Source organism: Streptomyces sp. NPDC107546, from assembly GCF_055639175.1.
The window spans coordinates 22463-38972 of sequence record NZ_JBVKBA010000032.1; the positions used below are offsets into that span (position 1 = coordinate 22463).

The following is a 16510-nucleotide window of genomic DNA, read 5'->3' on the forward strand; positions in this document are numbered from 1 at the left end:
CAACGGCCGCACAGAAGCCCCGGCCGCATCGACCCTGTTCCGCCTCGTACGCGGCACCGGCCACATCCTCGACGTGCTCGACGTCCTCCACCGCGACCAGGTGGCGCTGCGCACCCACGACGGCGCGTTCTCTGCCATGGACCTCACCGCCCGCCACCCGCGCGTCGGCGAAGTTCATGGTGCAGACCCTCGCCGCCGCCGGCGAACTCCAGCGCGAGCTGACCTACGACGGACTGCGCGCCGCCGAGGCCAAGGGCAGCAAGGGCGGACGACGCCCCGCCGTCCCGGCCGACAGGACCGGCGACGTGCGCACCTCGTACTTGGAGGGCCGCGCGATCGCAGCCCTCGCCCGCGACCACGGCGTCAGCCGCGGCGCGATCCGCACGGCCGTCGCCGACCTCATGCCCGAGCACACCGCCATCGAGGAGGACGCGCCTACTCCGGAGCTGCCGGTCACCCTCGAAATGCCGGGCAAGGTCGCCGACTTCGTTCGCACCATTGAGCTGGAGCCCGCCGAGCGGGCCGCGCTCGACCAAGGGGTGACCGTACGGCGCGGCCAGGGCTACACCCTGCGCGTCACCGCCGTCCCCGCCGTGCACTGCGGGCTCCTCGCCCGCTGACAGCCGCTCGACGGCGGCCATGGCGTCCCGGCGGCCCCGGCCCAGTGCAAGGCCCGCCGCGAGTACGAGAACCGCGTCACCGCTCTCGGGGCCTCGGCCTGACCATGATCACCGGCTTAGCGTTAACCGCTGTACCGATGTTCCCCGAGGCCGAGCCTTCCCAGGCACCGGCTTCCCGCCGCGCCACCCGGCTCACGAGCGTGGTGACCGAGAGAGGTTAGCTGTCTTCGGCTGGAGGGAGTTCGCCGGAGCCGCGGGCGAGGTAGTGGGTGGCCAGTACGCGGTGGCGGGCAGGTCCGCGTTCGCCGTCGAGACGGTCGAAGAGCAGGGCCGCGGCTTCCCGGCCGATGGCGACGGGGTCCTGGGCGATCACGGAGATGCCGGGTTCGAGCAGGTCGGCGAGGGGGAGGTCGTCGAAGCCGATCAGTGCGACGCGGTGCTGCAGCCGGAGCTCCTGCAAGGTTCGGCGGGCGCCGACGGTCAGGAGGTTCTGGCCGGAGACAAGCGCGGTGGGCGGCTGAGGGCGGGTGAGGAGTTCGCGGGTGGCCTCCTGGGCGGCGTCCGCGCCATGCAGGCCGCGCCGTACGAGGGAGGGGTGCAGGACGCATCCTTCCTCGGCGAGTCCTTCCACGAATCCGGCGTGGCGCTCTTCGGCGGTCCAGATCTCGGGGAGGTCGCCGAGGAAGGCGATGCGCCGGTGACCCGCCGCGTGCAGCCTCTTCACTGCCGCCCGCACGCCCGCGCGGTTGTCCACCGTGACGGTGTCCACCTGCAGCCCGCTCGTGGGGCGGTCCACGCACACGACGGGTGTGCCGGCCTGGCGGGCCGCCTCAAGGTCGGTGTCGGTGTGTCCGGTGGGCACCACGATGAGGCCGTCGACCCGGCGGGCGGTGAAGGTCTTCACGAGGCCGCGTTCCTGGACCGGGTCCTCGTCGGTGGAGCCGGCCAGGACGAGAACGCCGTGCTTGGCAGCGGCGTCCTCCACCGCGCGGTGCAGTTGGGCGGAGAAGGGGTTGGCCGCGTCCTCGAGGATCAGGCCGAGGGTGTGGGTGCGGCGGTCGTTGCGACGCAGGCTGCTGGCCGTCAGGTCGTGGCGGTAGCCGAGCAACTCGGCGGCGCGAGTCACCCGTTCGGCAAGGTCAGGGGTGACGGGCTTGCCGTTGACGACCCGTGAGACGGTGGCGATGCCGACTCCGGCCATGGTCGCGACGTCGCGCATGGTTGCCGACCGCCGACCCGCGTCGTTCTCCGGGCTTGGCAACGTTTTCTCCTCCTGGTCAATCGCGCACCGCACAGCCAAGCTCATCCTCGCATGCAGGGATTTTCTTGCACAGAGTCTGGACATGGGCGAGATCGTGCTCGTACGTTGCGGCGAAACGTTTCCAGCCGGTGGGTGGAACCGCTAGGCGCCGCACGCTTTCGACAGGCTGGCCCCTGGCCTTGGGATGAGGCCGCGGGTACAGCCCTGCCGCACTCGGGCGCGCCCCCGACGCGGGTCAGTCCCGCACGCCTGCGCTGAGCCGGCACGTCTGCGAAGGAGCACCATGTCCAGAATGTCCCGCCCGCGCCGAAGACTGCTCGCCGCGCTGGCCGTGCTGTCCGGGCTCGGCCTGGTCGCCGCCTCTCCCGCCACGGCCGACACCCTCTACCACGAGCAGTACCGCCCCCAGTTCCACTTCACCCCGGCCCAGAACTGGATGAACGACCCCAACGGCCTCATCTACTACAAGGGCCAGTACCACCTGTTCTTCCAGTACAACCCGTCCGGCAACACCTGGGGCAACATGTCCTGGGGCCACGCCGTCAGCACCGACCTGGTCCACTGGAAGCAGCTCCCGCTCGCCATCCCCCAGGACGACCAGGAGATGGTCTTCTCCGGCAGCGTGGTGCTGGACAAGAACAACACCACCGGCTTCGGGACCAAGACCAACCCGCCGCTCGTCGCCGTCTACACCAGCGCGCAGAAGGCGTCCGGCAAGCAGCAACAGGCCCTCGCCTACAGCACCGACGGCGGCACCACCTGGAAGAAGTACTCCGGCAACCCGGTCCTGGACATCGGCTCGGACAACTTCCGCGACCCGAAGGTCTTCTGGTACGCGCCCACGCACAGCTGGCTGATGGCGGTCTCCCTCGCCGACCAGCACAAGATCTCCTTCTACAGCTCGGCCGACCTCAAGCACTGGGCCCACCAGAGCGACTTCGGCCCGGCCGGCGCCACCGGCGGGGTGTGGGAGTGCCCGGACCTGTTCCCGCTGCCCGTGGACGGCGACCCGAAGAAGACGAAGTGGGTGCTGGCCGTCAACCTCAACCCCGGCGGCATCGCGGGCGGCTCCGGCGCCCAGCACTTCGTCGGCGACTTCGACGGCAAGAAGTTCACCTCCGACGACTCCGGCACGTACACCCCGCCGAGCGGCACCGTCATGCAGGACTTCGAGTCCGGCTCGTTCGGCGACTGGACGGCCACCGGTGACGCGTTCGGCAGCGCCCCGGCGACCGGGGCGGTGGACGGCCAGGGTCCGGTCACCGGCTTCGACGGCCAGGACTTCGCCAACAGCTTCCACGGCGGCGACGGCACTACCGGCACGCTGACCTCGCCCGCGTTCACCGTGACCAGCAACTACATCAACTTCAAGGTCGGCGGAGGCAACCACCCGTACCAGCCCGGCTCCATCTTGGGCGACGAGCCGACACCGACCGGCGAAGTCCTCGCCGATTTCGAGGGCAGCACCTACACCAGCCCCATCGGCGACTGGACCACCACTGGCGACGCCTTCGGCACCGGGCCGGCCCAGGGCACTCTCCCCAACCAGCAGCAGGTCTCCGGCTACCTCGGCCACGGTCTGGTCAACAGCTACCTGGACGGCGACGCCACCACCGGCACCCTGACCTCGCCGACCTTCACCATCGACAAGAAGTACCTGGACTTCCTCATCAGCGGCGGCCACCACGCCGCGAGCTCCGACGCCCCTACCGCCGTCGAGCTCGTCGTCGACGGCAAAGTGGTGCGTTCTGCCACCGGCGCCAACGCCGAGGCCCTGAACTGGGCCTCCTGGGACCTGTCCGACCTGCAGGGCAAGCAGGCCCAGATCAAGGTCGTGGACGCCAACACAGGCGGCTGGGGCCACATCAACATCGACCAGGTCGTCCTCTCCGACACCCAGGCAACGCCCCACTCCAACGAGACCGGCGTCAACCTGCTCGTCGACGGCAAGATCGTGCAGAGCGCCACGGGCTCGGACTCCGAGAACCTCGACTGGGCGTCCTTCAACACCACCGCCTACAAGGGCAAGCAGGTCCAGATCCAGATCGTCGACGCCAACACCGGCGGCTGGGGACACGTCCTCGCCGACCAGTTCACCGCAGCCGACAAACCCGCACAATCTACGACCCAGCGGGCCCACTGGCTCGACTACGGCGCGGACTTCTACGCCGCCAACACCTGGAACGACGCACCCGGCGGCCGACGCGTCATGATCGCCTGGATGAACAACTGGAACTACGGCGGGAACATCCCCACCAGCTCCTGGCGCAGCGCTGATACGTTCCCGCGCCAGCTGTCCCTGCGGACGGTGAACGGCAGGACCGAGCTGGTCCAGCAGCCGGTCGGCGAACTGAAATCTCTTCGCACCGCCGGCACCACCGTCCGGCCCACCACCGTCACCAACGGCACCACCCCGCTCGGCGTCCACGGCAGCGCCCTGGAACTCCAGGCCGAGCTCACCCCGGGCACCGCCAACCGCTTCGGCCTGGACGTCCGTACCGGCGCCGGACAGCGCACCCGCATCGGCTACGACACCGCCACCGGCGAGGTCTACATCGACCGCACCGCCTCCGGCGCGACCGACTTCGACCCCACCTTCGCAAGCGTCCAGCGCGCCCCCCTCGCCCTCCATGGCAAGCCCTTGAGCCTGCACGTCCTCGTCGACGCCTCCTCCGTCGAGGTATACGCCCGGAACGCTGCAGGCGAACAGGTCGTCCTCACCGACCAGATCTTCCCCGATCCCTCCAGCACCGGCGTCGACGTCTTCGCCGACGACGGAACCGCCAACCTCACCCGCCTGCAGGCGTGGCAACTGGCATCCATATGGAAGTGACCCAACCCTAGGTGTGTTGCCCGGCACGTCGCTGCCGGGCAACACGCCAGGTCGGCCCGTGAAGGCGGTGCCCGCCTTCTGACGTTGTTTTGGACTGCGAGAGCCGCACCGAACGCCAGGAGGTTCCGCATCAATGCGGCGGGCGCCGTCACCGGTGGGCCGTGCCCGGACGAAGAGCCCGGTTCCCGTGAAGGAGTCCTTGTCCAGCAGCCGTTCGAAACGTTCCCTGGCGTCGAACTGTCGTCACAGCCACCTCCCGGCCCTCTTCGAAGTGGCTTACGAATATGGCAGCAGAGGGGAGTCGGACCGGTCGGATCGCTGCTCCGTCTGCGAGAGATGAGTGCTCGGGCGCCGAGGTTCGTCCGGACGTGACAAGCACCGTCAGCGCGTCCGCGCGTGTCGGGTGGCCCCGGGCGTGGCCTCGCCGGCGTGCGCCGACGGAAGCCCGCCATGGTTTGACGGCCTTCGTACCGAGCCCGGTACGGCGTCCTTTGACTGTTCATGTCAGGTCTGTCTCACGGTGGCCGCCGGGCTCCGAACGCCCACTTGACTTCCAGGTGGTTCCCGACGACCAGGAGGCCGAGATGGCGCGAGAGATCGGACGACGCACCTTCCTCACCGCGGCCGGGGCCGCTGTCACCGCTGCCGCGGTCGGCACGCCCGCGTACGCCACCGACGACGCACGGGACGCCGCCACCGCGCACAATCTGGTGGACGTCCAGCTGCTCAACATCACCGATCTGCACGGCTACTTGCAGGCGGCCCCGGGAGGTGACGCCGTCATCAAGGGAGCCGGGGGCAGAACGTACACCGTGGGCGGGGTCGGCTACCTGGCGGCACACCTGGAACACCTGCGCAGCGGCCGCCGCAACTCGATCTTTTTCGCGCCCGGAGACCTCTTCTCCGGCTGGGAGTTCGACGCCGAGAGCCTCGCCGACGAGCCGACGATCGAGGCGCTCAACCGACTCGGCCTGGACTTCGCGACCGCGGGCAACCACGAGTTCGACAAGTCCCCGGCCTTCCTGACCGCGCACATGGAAGACGGTGTCCCCTTCCCCGTCGTCGGACAGGACGACACGTTCCCCGACTCCACCGGCCGGCGCTTCCGGGGCGCGAACTTCCGCTATTACAGCGCCAACATGGTGTGGTCCCGCACCGGCCGCACCGTACTGCCGCCGTACAACATCGAGTGGGTGAACGTCGGCAACGGACGCAGACTGCCGATCGGCTTCATCCATCTGACCGCCGTGGGCACCGACACCGGGTCCACCTCCTACCAGCCCGCGCTCTCCTCGCTGGACGAGATCGTCACCGCCAACCGCCGCGCCGCCGAGCTGAAGGCACGCGGGGTGAACGCGATCGTCCTGAGCATGCACGACGGGGCGGTCGCCGGCAGCGACTTCACCGCCGGCAGCAACCCGTCCGGACCCGCCTACGACCTGGCACTCAAGGTCTCTCCTGACATCGATGCCATCGTCACCGGCCACTGGCACTGCCGCTTCAACATGATGCTTCCGGACCCGCACGGCGTGCCCCGGCCGTTCGTCGAAGCGGGGTGCCACGGCCAGTTGATCAACGAGATCAACCTGCGGCTCGATCCGCGTAGCGGCAAGGTCGTCCGCGCCCTGACCACGACCACCAACCACCCGAACACCCGCGACATCGCCCCGGACCGCGAACTGCAGCAGGTGGCCGACTACTGGCAGGGATATGCCGCCAAGCGTGCCCGCACACCCATCGGCAGGCAGACCGCCTCCTTCACTCGCGCGCGTAACACCAGCGGCGAGAGCACCATGGGCGACCTCGCCGCGGACTGGGCGCTTTGGGCCGGGCAGCAGCCGCTCGGCCCGATGAACGACGGCAATGACCACCCCAACACCCCGGCCGAGCTCGCCCTGATCGCCGCGGCGCCGCGGGTCGGACAGAGCGTCATCAACAAGGACCTCTCCTACGACGCCCCGTCCGGCGGCACCATCACCTTCGGCCAGGCGTGGAGCGCCATCGGCTACGGCGACCCCATCCTGACGGTCACCGTCAGCGGACAGCAGCTTCACGACGCTCTGGAGCAGCAGTGGTCCAAGGCGGCCGACGGCAGCCTTCGGTATGCGCCGCTGGCCGTGTCGCGCAACGTCCGCTACACCTTCGACGCCGGCGGCGCTGCCGGTGACCGGGTCGACCCGGCCGACGTCCTCATCAATGGCCACCGTCTGGACCTCTCCCGCCACTACCGGCTGGCGGCGACCTCGTACACGCTGCTCGGCGCCGACGGGTTCACCGCCTTCACCGGATTCACGGCCCCGGTCCGCCACACGCGCGACTTCGAGAGCTTCGTGGCCTTCGTCCGGGCACGCAAGGTCCTCAGCCCCGCCGCACTGAACCGGGTCACGGCCAGGAACCTGTCGGCGTCCTCGGCAAGCGTCGGCGAGATCGCCATGGCGCCTCACGCCCTCGGCCGGGACGGTGCGGCCTCCCGTGCGCAGGCCGCACAGCTCGCCCGGGCGGACAACGCGGAGCGGGCGTTCCGTATCCCCTGCTGACAAGCGGCACCGGCGGTGCCGCCCTCGACCCGGGCGGCACCACCGCCCCGTCTCCGAACGTCAGCCGGGCGCGTCGCCCCGGCCTCCGAGGAGCAGCCCACTCCTGCGCCAAAAGATGCCCGATCTCCACGTCAAGACCGGTCTCCTCCCGTACCTCTCGATGAGCTGCATCGCGGGGTGCCTCCAGCGGCTCCACCAGACCCCCTGGCAGGATCCAGCGGGGATTCCTGCCCGTGGTGCGCACGATGAGGACCCGGTGGCGGGAGTCGGTAAGGATGGTGTGGGCGATCAGCGGGATGCCCGGATGCGGTTCGCGGTGTGCTGGATCGTCGGTGGACATGGTGACGTCCCTCTGGCTGGCCCGCCGGGCGGCTTGCGGTGCCTCCGACGGACGTGCGGGCCCGCTTCACCAGGTGTTGTGGAAACCTGGGAGGCGGGGGTCTTCAGTGCGGCCCTGACCCGAAGCGGCCGCCATGGGGCCCTCGCGCTGTTGCCCATGGGCCGACCGCCAACACCGTAGCCGCCACCTCCTCCGTCCAGAACTCCGGATGGGGCGTCCCGGCATGGGAGCCCCTCGGCCGGCGCCTCATCGTGGAGCAGGTCTACGACCACCACGGCAACGTCGGCCAGGGCACCACGCCGCTGCTGGTCTTCGACGCCTGGGAGCACGCCTACTACCTGCAGTACAAGAACGTCCGCCCCGACTACGTCACCAAGCCGTGGGACCTGGTCGACTGGGAGGACGTCGCCGCCCGGTACGCCGCCGCGACCGCCGGCGCCTGAAAAGGGCGCGACCGCAGCGTCGCCGACGGGCCGGGAGACCGGAAGGCTTCCCGGCCCCCTCTCCGGGCACACGAAGCGACGGGTGCCACAACTTTGCTCCGGAACTCGGCCACCGGTTGCCCCGACTCCTGAAGCAGTACGGCTCATCCGACCTTCGCCGTACGACGTGATCTGGAGACGCGGTTGATGGACGAGTCCCGGCAATCCTCCTCCGGCGCGGGCGCGGTGTTGCGGAAGCTGACACCCCCGCCTGCCCTCTGCGGGTTCCTCCTGCTGTTGGCCCTGGTGTTCGCGGTGTCGTACGCCCTCGGGGCCACTGCTGGGCCCGTTGCGCCAGACATGCACGGCACCGGCACGAGCCGGGGCGGCGGCGGTGGGGACGGCGGCGGGGCAGGAGGCATGGACGACATGGGAGACATGCACGGGGGAAGCCGCTGATGGGCGCGGAACCCGTGGTCGTCCTGGTGGCGACCGACCTGACCGTCGGCGGGATGACCTGCGCGGCCTGCGTGAAGCGGGTCGAGAAGAAGCTCGGGAAGCTGGACGGGGTGACAGCCACCGTCAATCTGGCCACCGGACGAGCCCGGGTGAGTCACCCGGCACAGATCAGCCCGGAGCAGCTCGTCGCGACCGTCGAGCAGGCCGGCTATACGGCGGCACTGTCCGAGGCGCCCAGGAAGCAGCAGCGTCAGGACGACGAAGACGCCGACGGCGCGCGGCAGGAGTGTGACCGGCTCCTGATCACGGCGCTGCTCGCGCTGCCGGTGCTCGTGCTGTCGATGGTGTCGGGCCTGCAGTTCCGGAACTGGCAGTGGCTGTGCTTCGTGCTGGCCGCGCCGGTCGCGGTGTGGAGCGCCTGGCCGTTCCATATGCGGGCCGTACGGGGGCTGCGGCATTCGGCGGCGACCATGGACACCCTGGTGTCGCTGGGCGTGGTGGCCTCCTTCTCCTGGTCCGCGTACGCGCTGTTCCTCGGGGGAGCCGGGGAGCCCGGGATGTGGATGCCGTTCGCGCTCGTGCCGTCGGCCTCGGACGGCGTGGCGCACATCTACCTCCTATGGGAGGGTGGCTCGGAACGGCTCGTCCCGATCGAGCAGCTGGGCGTCGGACAGGTCTTCGTCGTGCGGTTCGGCGAGCGGGTGGCCACGGATGGCGAGGTGGTGGAGGGCAGCTCCGCGGTGGACTTGTCCCTAGTCACTGGGGAGAGCGAGCCGGTCGAGGTGCAGCTCGGATCCCTTGTGGTCGGCGGAGCCGTCAATTCCGGTGGACTGCTGCTCGTGCGGGCGACAGCCGTTGGGGCCGGTACCCAGCTCGCCCGCATCACCCGGTTGGTGACCGAGGCCCAGGCCGGCAAGGCCCGGGTGCAGCGGCTGGCCGACTCGATGGCGGGCGTCTTCGTGCCCGTCGTGCTGGCGCTGGCCGTCACGGCGCTCGGATTCTGGCTCGGCGCGGGGGCCGATCCGCAGGCCGCTGTCACCGCCTGCGTGGCGGTCCTGGTCGTGGCCTGCCCCTGCGCGCTGGGCCTGGCGACACCGACCGCGCTGATGGCCGCGACCGGGCGGGGCGCCCAACTGGGGGTGCTCGTGAGCGGGCCGCAGGCGTTGGAGGGACTGCAGCACATCGACGCCGTTGTGCTGGACAAGACGGGCACGCTCACCTCGGGCCACATGACCGTAGCCCGCGTCACGGCGGTGCCCGACGGGCTGGGGAAAGAAGCGGTACTGCGGCTGGCCGGCGCGGTCGAGCGGGGGTCGGAGCACCCGCTGGGCCGGGCCATCACCTCCTACGCCCAACGAGCCCTGTCGGTGAATCCGGCGCCGGAGGTGAGCGATTTCAGTGCCGTACCGGGGCAGGGCGTACGCGGCCGCGTCGAGGGACGGATGGTCGAAGTCCTCGCGCCGGACGACGCCTTGCCCACGGCCCTTGCGGACGTCATGCCTGTGGCTGAGGCCGCCGCCCACACGCCCGTCCTGGTCCGTGTGGACGGCGTGGCCGAGGCCCTGATCGAGGTCGGGGACGTCGTACGCCCCGGAAGCTACCGTGCCGTGGACCGCCTACGGCGCCTCGGCGTCCGCCCGGTGCTCGCCACGGGCGATCGGGAGGCCCCCGCGCAGGCAGTCGCATCGGCCCTGGGCATCGAGGAGGTGCACGCCCGCTGCACACCCGAGGACAAGGCCGGCCTCGTACGGGACTTGCAGGAGCAGGGTTACCGGGTCGCGGTCGTCGGCGACGGTGTCAACGAGGCCGTCGCCCTGCAGCGCACCGACGGCACCTGGACCCTCATGCCCAGGGCCAAGGCTGCCCAGGTGGGTCGACTGGTACAGCTGAAGGGTCGGGCCAGTCACTTCACCCAAACTGATCGTGGCTCGTCCTGAAGCGGTCCGTTGGTAGCGGCCTACGTCTTTACCACCGAAACGCTCCACGGCATCGATCAGGAGGCCTGCCGGAGGTTCCGGCAGTTGAGGCTGCTCCCATGCAGAGGGACGCGATCGCGGTTGATGGCTAAGCGTCCTGCCTGCAGTAGTGACGCTGGAGGAGGCGACACGGCGCTCGTGTGTCAGCGGCCCCCGACGGTGGATCGGCGTCGTGTCAGGGGGCCGCGAGAAGTCGAAAGCCGCTGGTAGAAGCCGAGATGTCCACCGCCCCAGTTCGTAGGAGGCGGTCCTCCAAGCCCTTGGCCGCCCCGGCCTCCTGCGGGACGAGCAGGAGGGCCAGGAGCAGGAGCAGGCCGTGCCCGAGCAGAAAGCCAGGGGCACGTGGCTCTCCCGCTTCCGCGGCTGACGCGCCGGGTCCGGCTGTCGATGCCATTCAGCTGGGTGAACATCCCTGCCCCGGATGAACCGGCGTCGGCCGTGGACGTCGACCAGAGCATGAAGCCGATCAGGGACGGGCACGAAGCGCTCCCGACGTAGGGCTCGTCCAGCCGCTTGAAGCACAGCCCCTCCACCCCGGCCGCCGTCCGCTCCAGCCACCCTCGCGCCACAGCCGGGTCGGTGGTCGAGGGGCACAGCGTCAACGGCGCATCCAGGCCGTGGCGCGGGTGCCTCAATCGAGGAGAGGAGTTCAGCCGTGGCAGAAGGGAACCGATGACCCATCGTTCGATATTTAGAAAGCCCCTCGGAAAATCGGCCAGACGCTATAGGGCTGGCAAAAAGGATGTCAAGACGTCGGAGTGGTCGATCGTCAGATAAGCCGTCCGTACAGGTCATTGGTGTTCGGTATATCGGATGTCGTTCGAAAGTATTGACGCCGACTCGTATCCCAATTCACACTCACGCAGCGCAATGTCGTTCTGGCGGCACGTCAGCACCTCGGCCAAGGCCGCGAGCCGCCCTCTCAGGAATGTCTTCATCACGGGGATGTGAACCCATGCACAGCGTGAGACCTCAGAGCCGCCGAAGATTCCGGCCGAGCGCCGTCGCCGCCGTGGTCGCCGCCGCGCTCCTGACGGGTACGGTCGGTCTGTCAGCTCCCGCCCAGGCAGCGGATATCACCGACGGTCTGGCTCTCTGGTACAAACTCGACGCGACCTCGGGCACCGTGGCAGTGGACTCCTCGGGCAACGGCCGCAACGGAACCGTCAACGGCACCGCGGGCTGGTCGGGCACAGGGGAGGGACTGACGTTCAACGGCTCCGACACCTACATCAAGGTGCCGGACAACATCATGAGCGGCATGAACTCCATCACCGTCTCGATGGATGTGCAGATCGACGCCGCCCAGGCCACGCCGTACTTCCTCTACGGCTTCGGCAACACCAGCAACGGCGCCGGCAACGGGTACCTCTTCACCACCGGCGATGCCTTCCGGACCGCCATCGCCTCCGGGGCCCCGTCCACCGAGCAGAACACTCGGACCTCCACCGCGCTGCCGCGCTCGGTCTGGAAGCACGTCACCTACACCCAGACCGGCACCACGGGAGTCCTCTACAGGGACGGCGTGGAGGTGGCCCGCAACACGTCGGTCACCCTCACCCCCGGTTCCATCGGGTCCGGTACCACCACGGCCGACTACATCGGCAAGTCCCTCTTCACCAATGACAAGCTCTTCAAGGGCAAGATGCGCGACTTCCGCGTCTACAACCGCGCGCTGACGCCCGCCGAGGTCCTCACGGTCAGCGGGAACACCACGGGCATCGCCACGGTCACCGACCCCTCACGGAAGATCGCCGCCCTCATCGACGACGCCAACAGCAGGATCACCCTGCCGATGAAGGAGGGCACCGGCCTCACCGCGATCGCCCCGCAGTTCACCCTCTCCCCAGGGCTCGTCGATCAGCCCGGCCTCCGGCACACCGCGCGACTTCACCAACCCCGTGACGTACCAGGTGACCGGCTCCGACGGGACGAAGCGGACCTGGACGGTCTCCGCGCAGATCATGAGGAGCCCGGTCCTGCCGGGGCTCACCGCCGACCCGAACATCGTCCGCTTCGGCGACACGTACTACATCTACCCGACCACGGACGGTTTCGCGGGCTGGAGCGGTACGCAGTTCAAGGCGTACTCGTCCAAGGACCTGGTCCACTGGACGGACCACGGCGTCATTCTCGACCTCGGTCCCGACATCGGCTGGGCCGACAGCCGGGCCTGGGCCCCGACGGCGACCGCGAAGAACGGGAAGTACTACCTTTACTACTCCGCCGACACCAGCATCGGTGTCGCGGTCTCCGACTCGCCCACCGGTCCCTTCAAGGACCCCCTGGGCAAGCCGCTGATCGCCCGCGGAGCCTACGCCGGCCAGATGATCGACCCGGACGTCTTCACCGACGACGACGGCCAGTCCTACCTCTACTTCGGAAACGGTCACGCCTACGTGGTCCCGCTGAACGACGACATGGTCTCGTTCGACGCCTCGAAGGTCACCGAGATCACTCCCAGCGGCTACAACGAAGGCTCCTTCGTCATCAAGCGCAAGGGCACCTACTACCTCATGTGGTCGGAGAACGACACGCGCGACGAGAACTACCGGGTCGCCTACGCCACCGGCTCTTCGCCCACCGGACCCTGGACCAAGCGGGGCGTGATCCTGGAGAAGGACCTTTCGCTCGGTATCAAGGGCACCGGTCACCACTCCGTGGTGCAGGTGCCGGGCACCGACGACTGGTACATCGCCTACCACCGCTTCGCCATCCCCGGCGGTGACGGCACCCACCGCGAAACCACCGTCGACAAGATGGAGTTCGACACCGACGGCCTGATCAAGAAGGTCGTCCCCACCCTGAGCAGCGTCGACCCCGTCTCGGGCGGTACCGCCCTGCCCACGAACACCACCCGCTCGCTCCGGTCCGTCAACTTCCCCGGCCGTTACGCCGTCGTGCGCTCGGACAGCCTGGGCTACCTCGACCCGGTGACGTCCTCCAGCACCACGGCGGTCAAGCAGAGCGCCACCTTCACCGTCGTCCCCGGCCTGGCCGACGGAAGCTGCTACTCCTTCCGTGACCCCTCCGGCCGCTACCTGCGCCACAAGGACTTCCGGATCCGCGCCGACGCGAGCAACGGCACGGCACTCTTCAACAAGGACGCCACCTACTGCGCCCGGCCCGGTTCGACCACCGGCTCGGTCAGCCTGGAATCGTACAACTACCCCGGCCGCTACATCCGCCACTACAACTACGAGCTGCGCCTCGACACCTACCAGGACAACGCCACCTTCCGCGCCGACAGTTCCTTCACACCGGTCAGCCCCTGGGCCTGACCGCCGTGTGCGGCTCGTACAGCAGAAACGGGGTCACGTCCTGGCAGGATGTGACCCCGTTTCGCCGGTCGGACGCGGCCTCGCGGGCCGTCGGTCGGACGCTGACGATCTGCCGGTCCTGGCTGGCGCCGCCGGTGACGGGCGCCGCCCTGCCCGACCTGCTGCACAGCGAACTCCACGCCGCCCTCGCCCGCCACCGACGGTCGGTCTGACCGCACCGCTTCAGGCAGCCGCCCACTCCAGCCCGAGGTCGGCCAGCTTCTGGAGCTTGTCCGCGGTGAGCTTGGACACCCACTCCGCGACCATCACCTGCGACGCCCCCATCGTGGAGCACGCTGCGGAACTCATCCACACAAAGGGAGTCCATGCGACGAACAACGAGCAGCTCCGCCGCGCCGCGGGCATCAGCAGATCGCCGGCAGATCGCAGCTCGACCACTACTTCCCGACCAAGGAAGCAGCTGGCGGGGATCTCGTACTGGCCGCCGGGATTGCGCTCGTCAAGGGGGGATCAAAGACAGACGGAGATCAGGCGCAGGCGGGTGCGGCGACGACAGGTGCCGTACTGCGACCAGCGGCGGGAAGGCCCGTCAGGCTTGACAGAGACAGCTGGTCAAGCGCTTGAGGTCGATGTGACGCCGGCGCGAGAGACGGGAGAACACGGTGGCGCCGGCGAAGCGGGCGCTGAGGTCACCACCGTGCCGCATATCGGTCCTCCACATATCCGGCCCCGGTCACGGGGCCACGCGCTTGCGGACATCATCGGTGATCCCGGCGGGCTTTCACCTGGCGCACCCCCACCGCGCGGGAGGGTTGCCGGTCAGCGAGCCAGGGCTTGACGCTGACACTCAATGCCGTTCGTGATCGTACGGAGCGGTCTTGTCGTACGCCAACGGCGCAAAAGGACGCCTTGTATGGGGAGTCGGGGCGAGAGTGCGTCCAGCTCAGGAGCCGCCGCGCTCGCGGGGAATCTTCTGGCCGGCCTCGATCGCCACCGGCAGCCGGTTCTCGGCTGGGGGCAGCGGGCAGGTGGCCAGGTCCGTGTAGGCGCACGGCAGGTTGGTGGCACGGTTGAAGTCCAGGACGACCGTACCGTCGGCGGCGGGCGGATCGAGGGCCAGGGCCCGGTTGGCGGCGTAGGTGGTGACCCCGGAGGTCTCGTCGGTGAACAGCACCATCAGCCGTCCCGCACCGTGGCCGGGGAACGCGGTCAGCGACAGCGGGCGCCCGTCGAGTTCGAACTCGACTCTGCCCGGGGCGTCGTAGACATGCTCAAGGCCCTCGACCGCGGCGCCCACGGTGGTCGGCCGCGGAGTGTCGAAGGGGATGTAGCGGCCCGTCACGGCCCAGCGCGGGTCGGGGGCGTAGGCGGGCGTTCCGGTGAAAGCCGTGCGCAGCGGCGCGTCCGGGTGCCGGGGGCGCACGATGTCCTGGCCGCCGCGCCTGGCGATCTCGATGACGGCGTCTCCCCAGAGGGCGTCGACGCCGCCGCGCTCGGGAAGCACGCCGAAGCGGTGCTCGCCGCGCACCGGCGCCCCGTCGACGACCAATTCCTCGGCGTCGTCGAGGTCTACGACGACGCCTTCAGGGCCGGTGCGCCACGCACCGGGCGCGTCCGGGAAGCGCTGGGGTCGGTCGTCGAGCCAGTGCAGGCCGGTGATCGCCAGGAACCCGTGCGGGGCGGCGAGCCGGGCCTCCTGAGCTCGGTACCACTCCAGCCAGGTCTCGGTGAAGGCGTGGAGGTCCGTGGTGGCGGCCTCGGTGGTCATGGGGGATCTCCTTTGTGCCGGGGGCCTTCGGGCAGGGGATACAGGGGGTTGTCGAGCGGACGGGTGTACTCAGCCGGCCAGTTCGCCGAGGAGTCGCCAGGTGCGTCGGCGATCGGCTTCTCCCGCGATCTCGGTGCCCGAGAACACGACCTCGGTGGCGCCGGCGTCGCGGTAACGGCGTACCTCGGCCTCGACCGTCTTCTCGTCGCCGATCACGGCCAGGTCGGCGGCCCGCCGGCCGCCGGAGAGTTCGATGACTCGCGCGTAGGATGGGATCTGTTCGTAGAAGGCGAGGTTCTCGGTGGCCTTGGCCCGCACCGCGTCGACATCGTCCGTGACCACGCCGGGCACCAGGGCCACGATCCTGGGCGCGGGGCGGCCTGCGGCCTCGGCCGCGGCGTTCAGGGCGGGCACGATGTGGTCCGCCAGGGCGCGCGGTCCTGCCAGATAGGGCAGGATTCCGTCGGCAAGCTCGCCGCTGGCCCGCAGAGCCTGCGGCCCCATCGCGGCGACGAGCAGGGGGACGCCGTTCTCGGCACCTGGTACCCGCGCCGGGATCGGTGTGGTGGCGGTGAGCAGCTCGCCGTGAAAGTCGGCCGTACCGGTCTTGGTCAACTGCCGCAGGGCGGTGAGGAATTCACGCAGCCGGGCGATGGGTCGTTCGAAAGGCAGGCCGAAGCCCGTCTCCGTCAGCAGTTTCGTGCCCAGAGCCAGACCGAGGTGATAGCGGCCGTGGGTCGCGGCCTGGGCGGTCTGGGCCTGGCTGGAGACGAGCAGCGGGTGCCGGCCGAAGACGGGGATGGCGGAGGTGCCGACCTGCAGTCCGGGCACCTCGCGCCCGACGCTCGCCGCGAGCTGGGGTGAGTCCGCGCCGAAGGTCTGCCCGAACCAGGCCGACGTGACACCGAACTCCGCGGCCTCCTGGGCCAGTTGGACGGTGGCGTCGACCTGGTTCGGCGCGTCGGACGCGTTGAGCGCTACTCCAACAGTCATGTCAGTCAGAACGGGCGTCG

12 protein-coding genes, 3 pseudogenes and 1 riboswitch are annotated in these 16510 nt (G+C 69.5%); of the genes and pseudogenes, 9 read left to right on the plus strand and 6 right to left on the minus strand.

The window, feature by feature from the left end:
• Nucleotides 1-176: 176 nt before the first annotated feature.
• Entirely contained in the window at nucleotides 177-620 is a 444-nt protein-coding gene (locus ACZ7L1_RS31925; protein ID WP_471442123.1) for a resolvase, read from the plus strand.
• A gap of 217 nt (nucleotides 621-837) precedes the next feature.
• Here the strand turns inward: ACZ7L1_RS31925 and ACZ7L1_RS31930 are convergent, their stop codons facing one another.
• The gene (locus ACZ7L1_RS31930) at nucleotides 838-1881 is read right to left on the minus strand and encodes a LacI family DNA-binding transcriptional regulator (protein WP_471442125.1); all 1044 of its coding nucleotides are present in this window, start codon (nucleotides 1879-1881) and stop codon (nucleotides 838-840) included.
• A gap of 283 nt (nucleotides 1882-2164) precedes the next feature.
• Here ACZ7L1_RS31930 and ACZ7L1_RS31935 point away from each other — a divergent pair, with 283 nt between their 5' ends.
• Nucleotides 2165-4714, plus strand: a complete 2550-nt coding sequence (locus tag ACZ7L1_RS31935; protein ID WP_471442127.1) for a GH32 C-terminal domain-containing protein — start codon at nucleotides 2165-2167, stop codon at nucleotides 4712-4714.
• Between the two features lie 584 nt (nucleotides 4715-5298).
• Complete coding sequence (locus ACZ7L1_RS31940; protein ID WP_471442129.1) at nucleotides 5299-7251, plus strand: bifunctional metallophosphatase/5'-nucleotidase; 1953 nt, start codon at nucleotides 5299-5301, stop codon at nucleotides 7249-7251.
• A gap of 85 nt (nucleotides 7252-7336) precedes the next feature.
• Here the strand turns inward: ACZ7L1_RS31940 and ACZ7L1_RS31945 are convergent.
• Nucleotides 7337-7591: pseudogene (locus ACZ7L1_RS31945) on the minus strand (NUDIX domain-containing protein); the annotation flags it as partial.
• Nucleotides 7592-7773: 182 nt separating this feature from the next.
• Between ACZ7L1_RS31945 and ACZ7L1_RS31950 the strand changes: the two are divergent.
• From ACZ7L1_RS31950 to ACZ7L1_RS31975, 6 genes and pseudogenes are all read left to right on the plus strand, one after another.
• Nucleotides 7774-8034: pseudogene (locus ACZ7L1_RS31950) on the plus strand (Fe-Mn family superoxide dismutase); the annotation flags it as partial.
• A 186-nt stretch (nucleotides 8035-8220) separates the two neighbouring features.
• Entirely contained in the window at nucleotides 8221-8472 is a 252-nt protein-coding gene (locus tag ACZ7L1_RS31955) for a hypothetical protein (RefSeq protein ID WP_471442131.1), read from the plus strand.
• Nucleotides 8472-10409 carry a heavy metal translocating P-type ATPase gene (locus tag ACZ7L1_RS31960; protein WP_471442133.1) on the plus strand — a complete coding sequence of 646 codons (1938 nt, stop codon included), beginning with the start codon at nucleotides 8472-8474 and terminating at the stop codon, nucleotides 10407-10409. Before ACZ7L1_RS31955 ends, ACZ7L1_RS31960 begins: the two co-directional genes overlap by 1 nt.
• A gap of 1102 nt (nucleotides 10410-11511) precedes the next feature.
• Nucleotides 11512-13276: pseudogene (locus ACZ7L1_RS31965) on the plus strand (family 43 glycosylhydrolase); the annotation flags it as partial.
• Nucleotides 13277-13348: 72 nt separating this feature from the next.
• Nucleotides 13349-13729 carry an AbfB domain-containing protein gene (locus tag ACZ7L1_RS31970; RefSeq protein ID WP_471442196.1) on the plus strand — a complete coding sequence of 127 codons (381 nt, stop codon included), beginning with the start codon at nucleotides 13349-13351 and terminating at the stop codon, nucleotides 13727-13729.
• A gap of 50 nt (nucleotides 13730-13779) precedes the next feature.
• Nucleotides 13780-13941 (plus strand): hypothetical protein, encoded by a 162-nt coding sequence (locus ACZ7L1_RS31975; protein ID WP_471442135.1) that lies wholly within the window; start codon nucleotides 13780-13782, stop codon nucleotides 13939-13941.
• A 10-nt stretch (nucleotides 13942-13951) separates the two neighbouring features.
• Here ACZ7L1_RS31975 and ACZ7L1_RS31980 read toward each other — a convergent pair whose 3' ends face one another.
• The 4 genes from ACZ7L1_RS31980 to ACZ7L1_RS31995 form a co-directional block, all read right to left on the minus strand.
• Complete coding sequence (locus ACZ7L1_RS31980; RefSeq protein ID WP_471442137.1) at nucleotides 13952-14077, minus strand: hypothetical protein; 126 nt, start codon at nucleotides 14075-14077, stop codon at nucleotides 13952-13954.
• Nucleotides 14078-14318: 241 nt separating this feature from the next.
• Nucleotides 14319-14450, minus strand: coding sequence for a putative leader peptide (locus ACZ7L1_RS31985; protein ID WP_471442139.1), 132 nt, complete (start codon nucleotides 14448-14450; stop codon nucleotides 14319-14321).
• Nucleotides 14451-14469: 19 nt separating this feature from the next.
• Nucleotides 14470-14584: riboswitch (SAM riboswitch) on the minus strand.
• Between the two features lie 88 nt (nucleotides 14585-14672).
• Complete coding sequence (locus ACZ7L1_RS31990; protein WP_471442141.1) at nucleotides 14673-15497, minus strand: DUF1684 domain-containing protein; 825 nt, start codon at nucleotides 15495-15497, stop codon at nucleotides 14673-14675.
• 69 nt (nucleotides 15498-15566) lie between these two features.
• Entirely contained in the window at nucleotides 15567-16490 is a 924-nt protein-coding gene (locus ACZ7L1_RS31995) for an LLM class F420-dependent oxidoreductase (protein ID WP_471442143.1), read from the minus strand.
• Nucleotides 16491-16510: the final 20 nt, after the last annotated feature.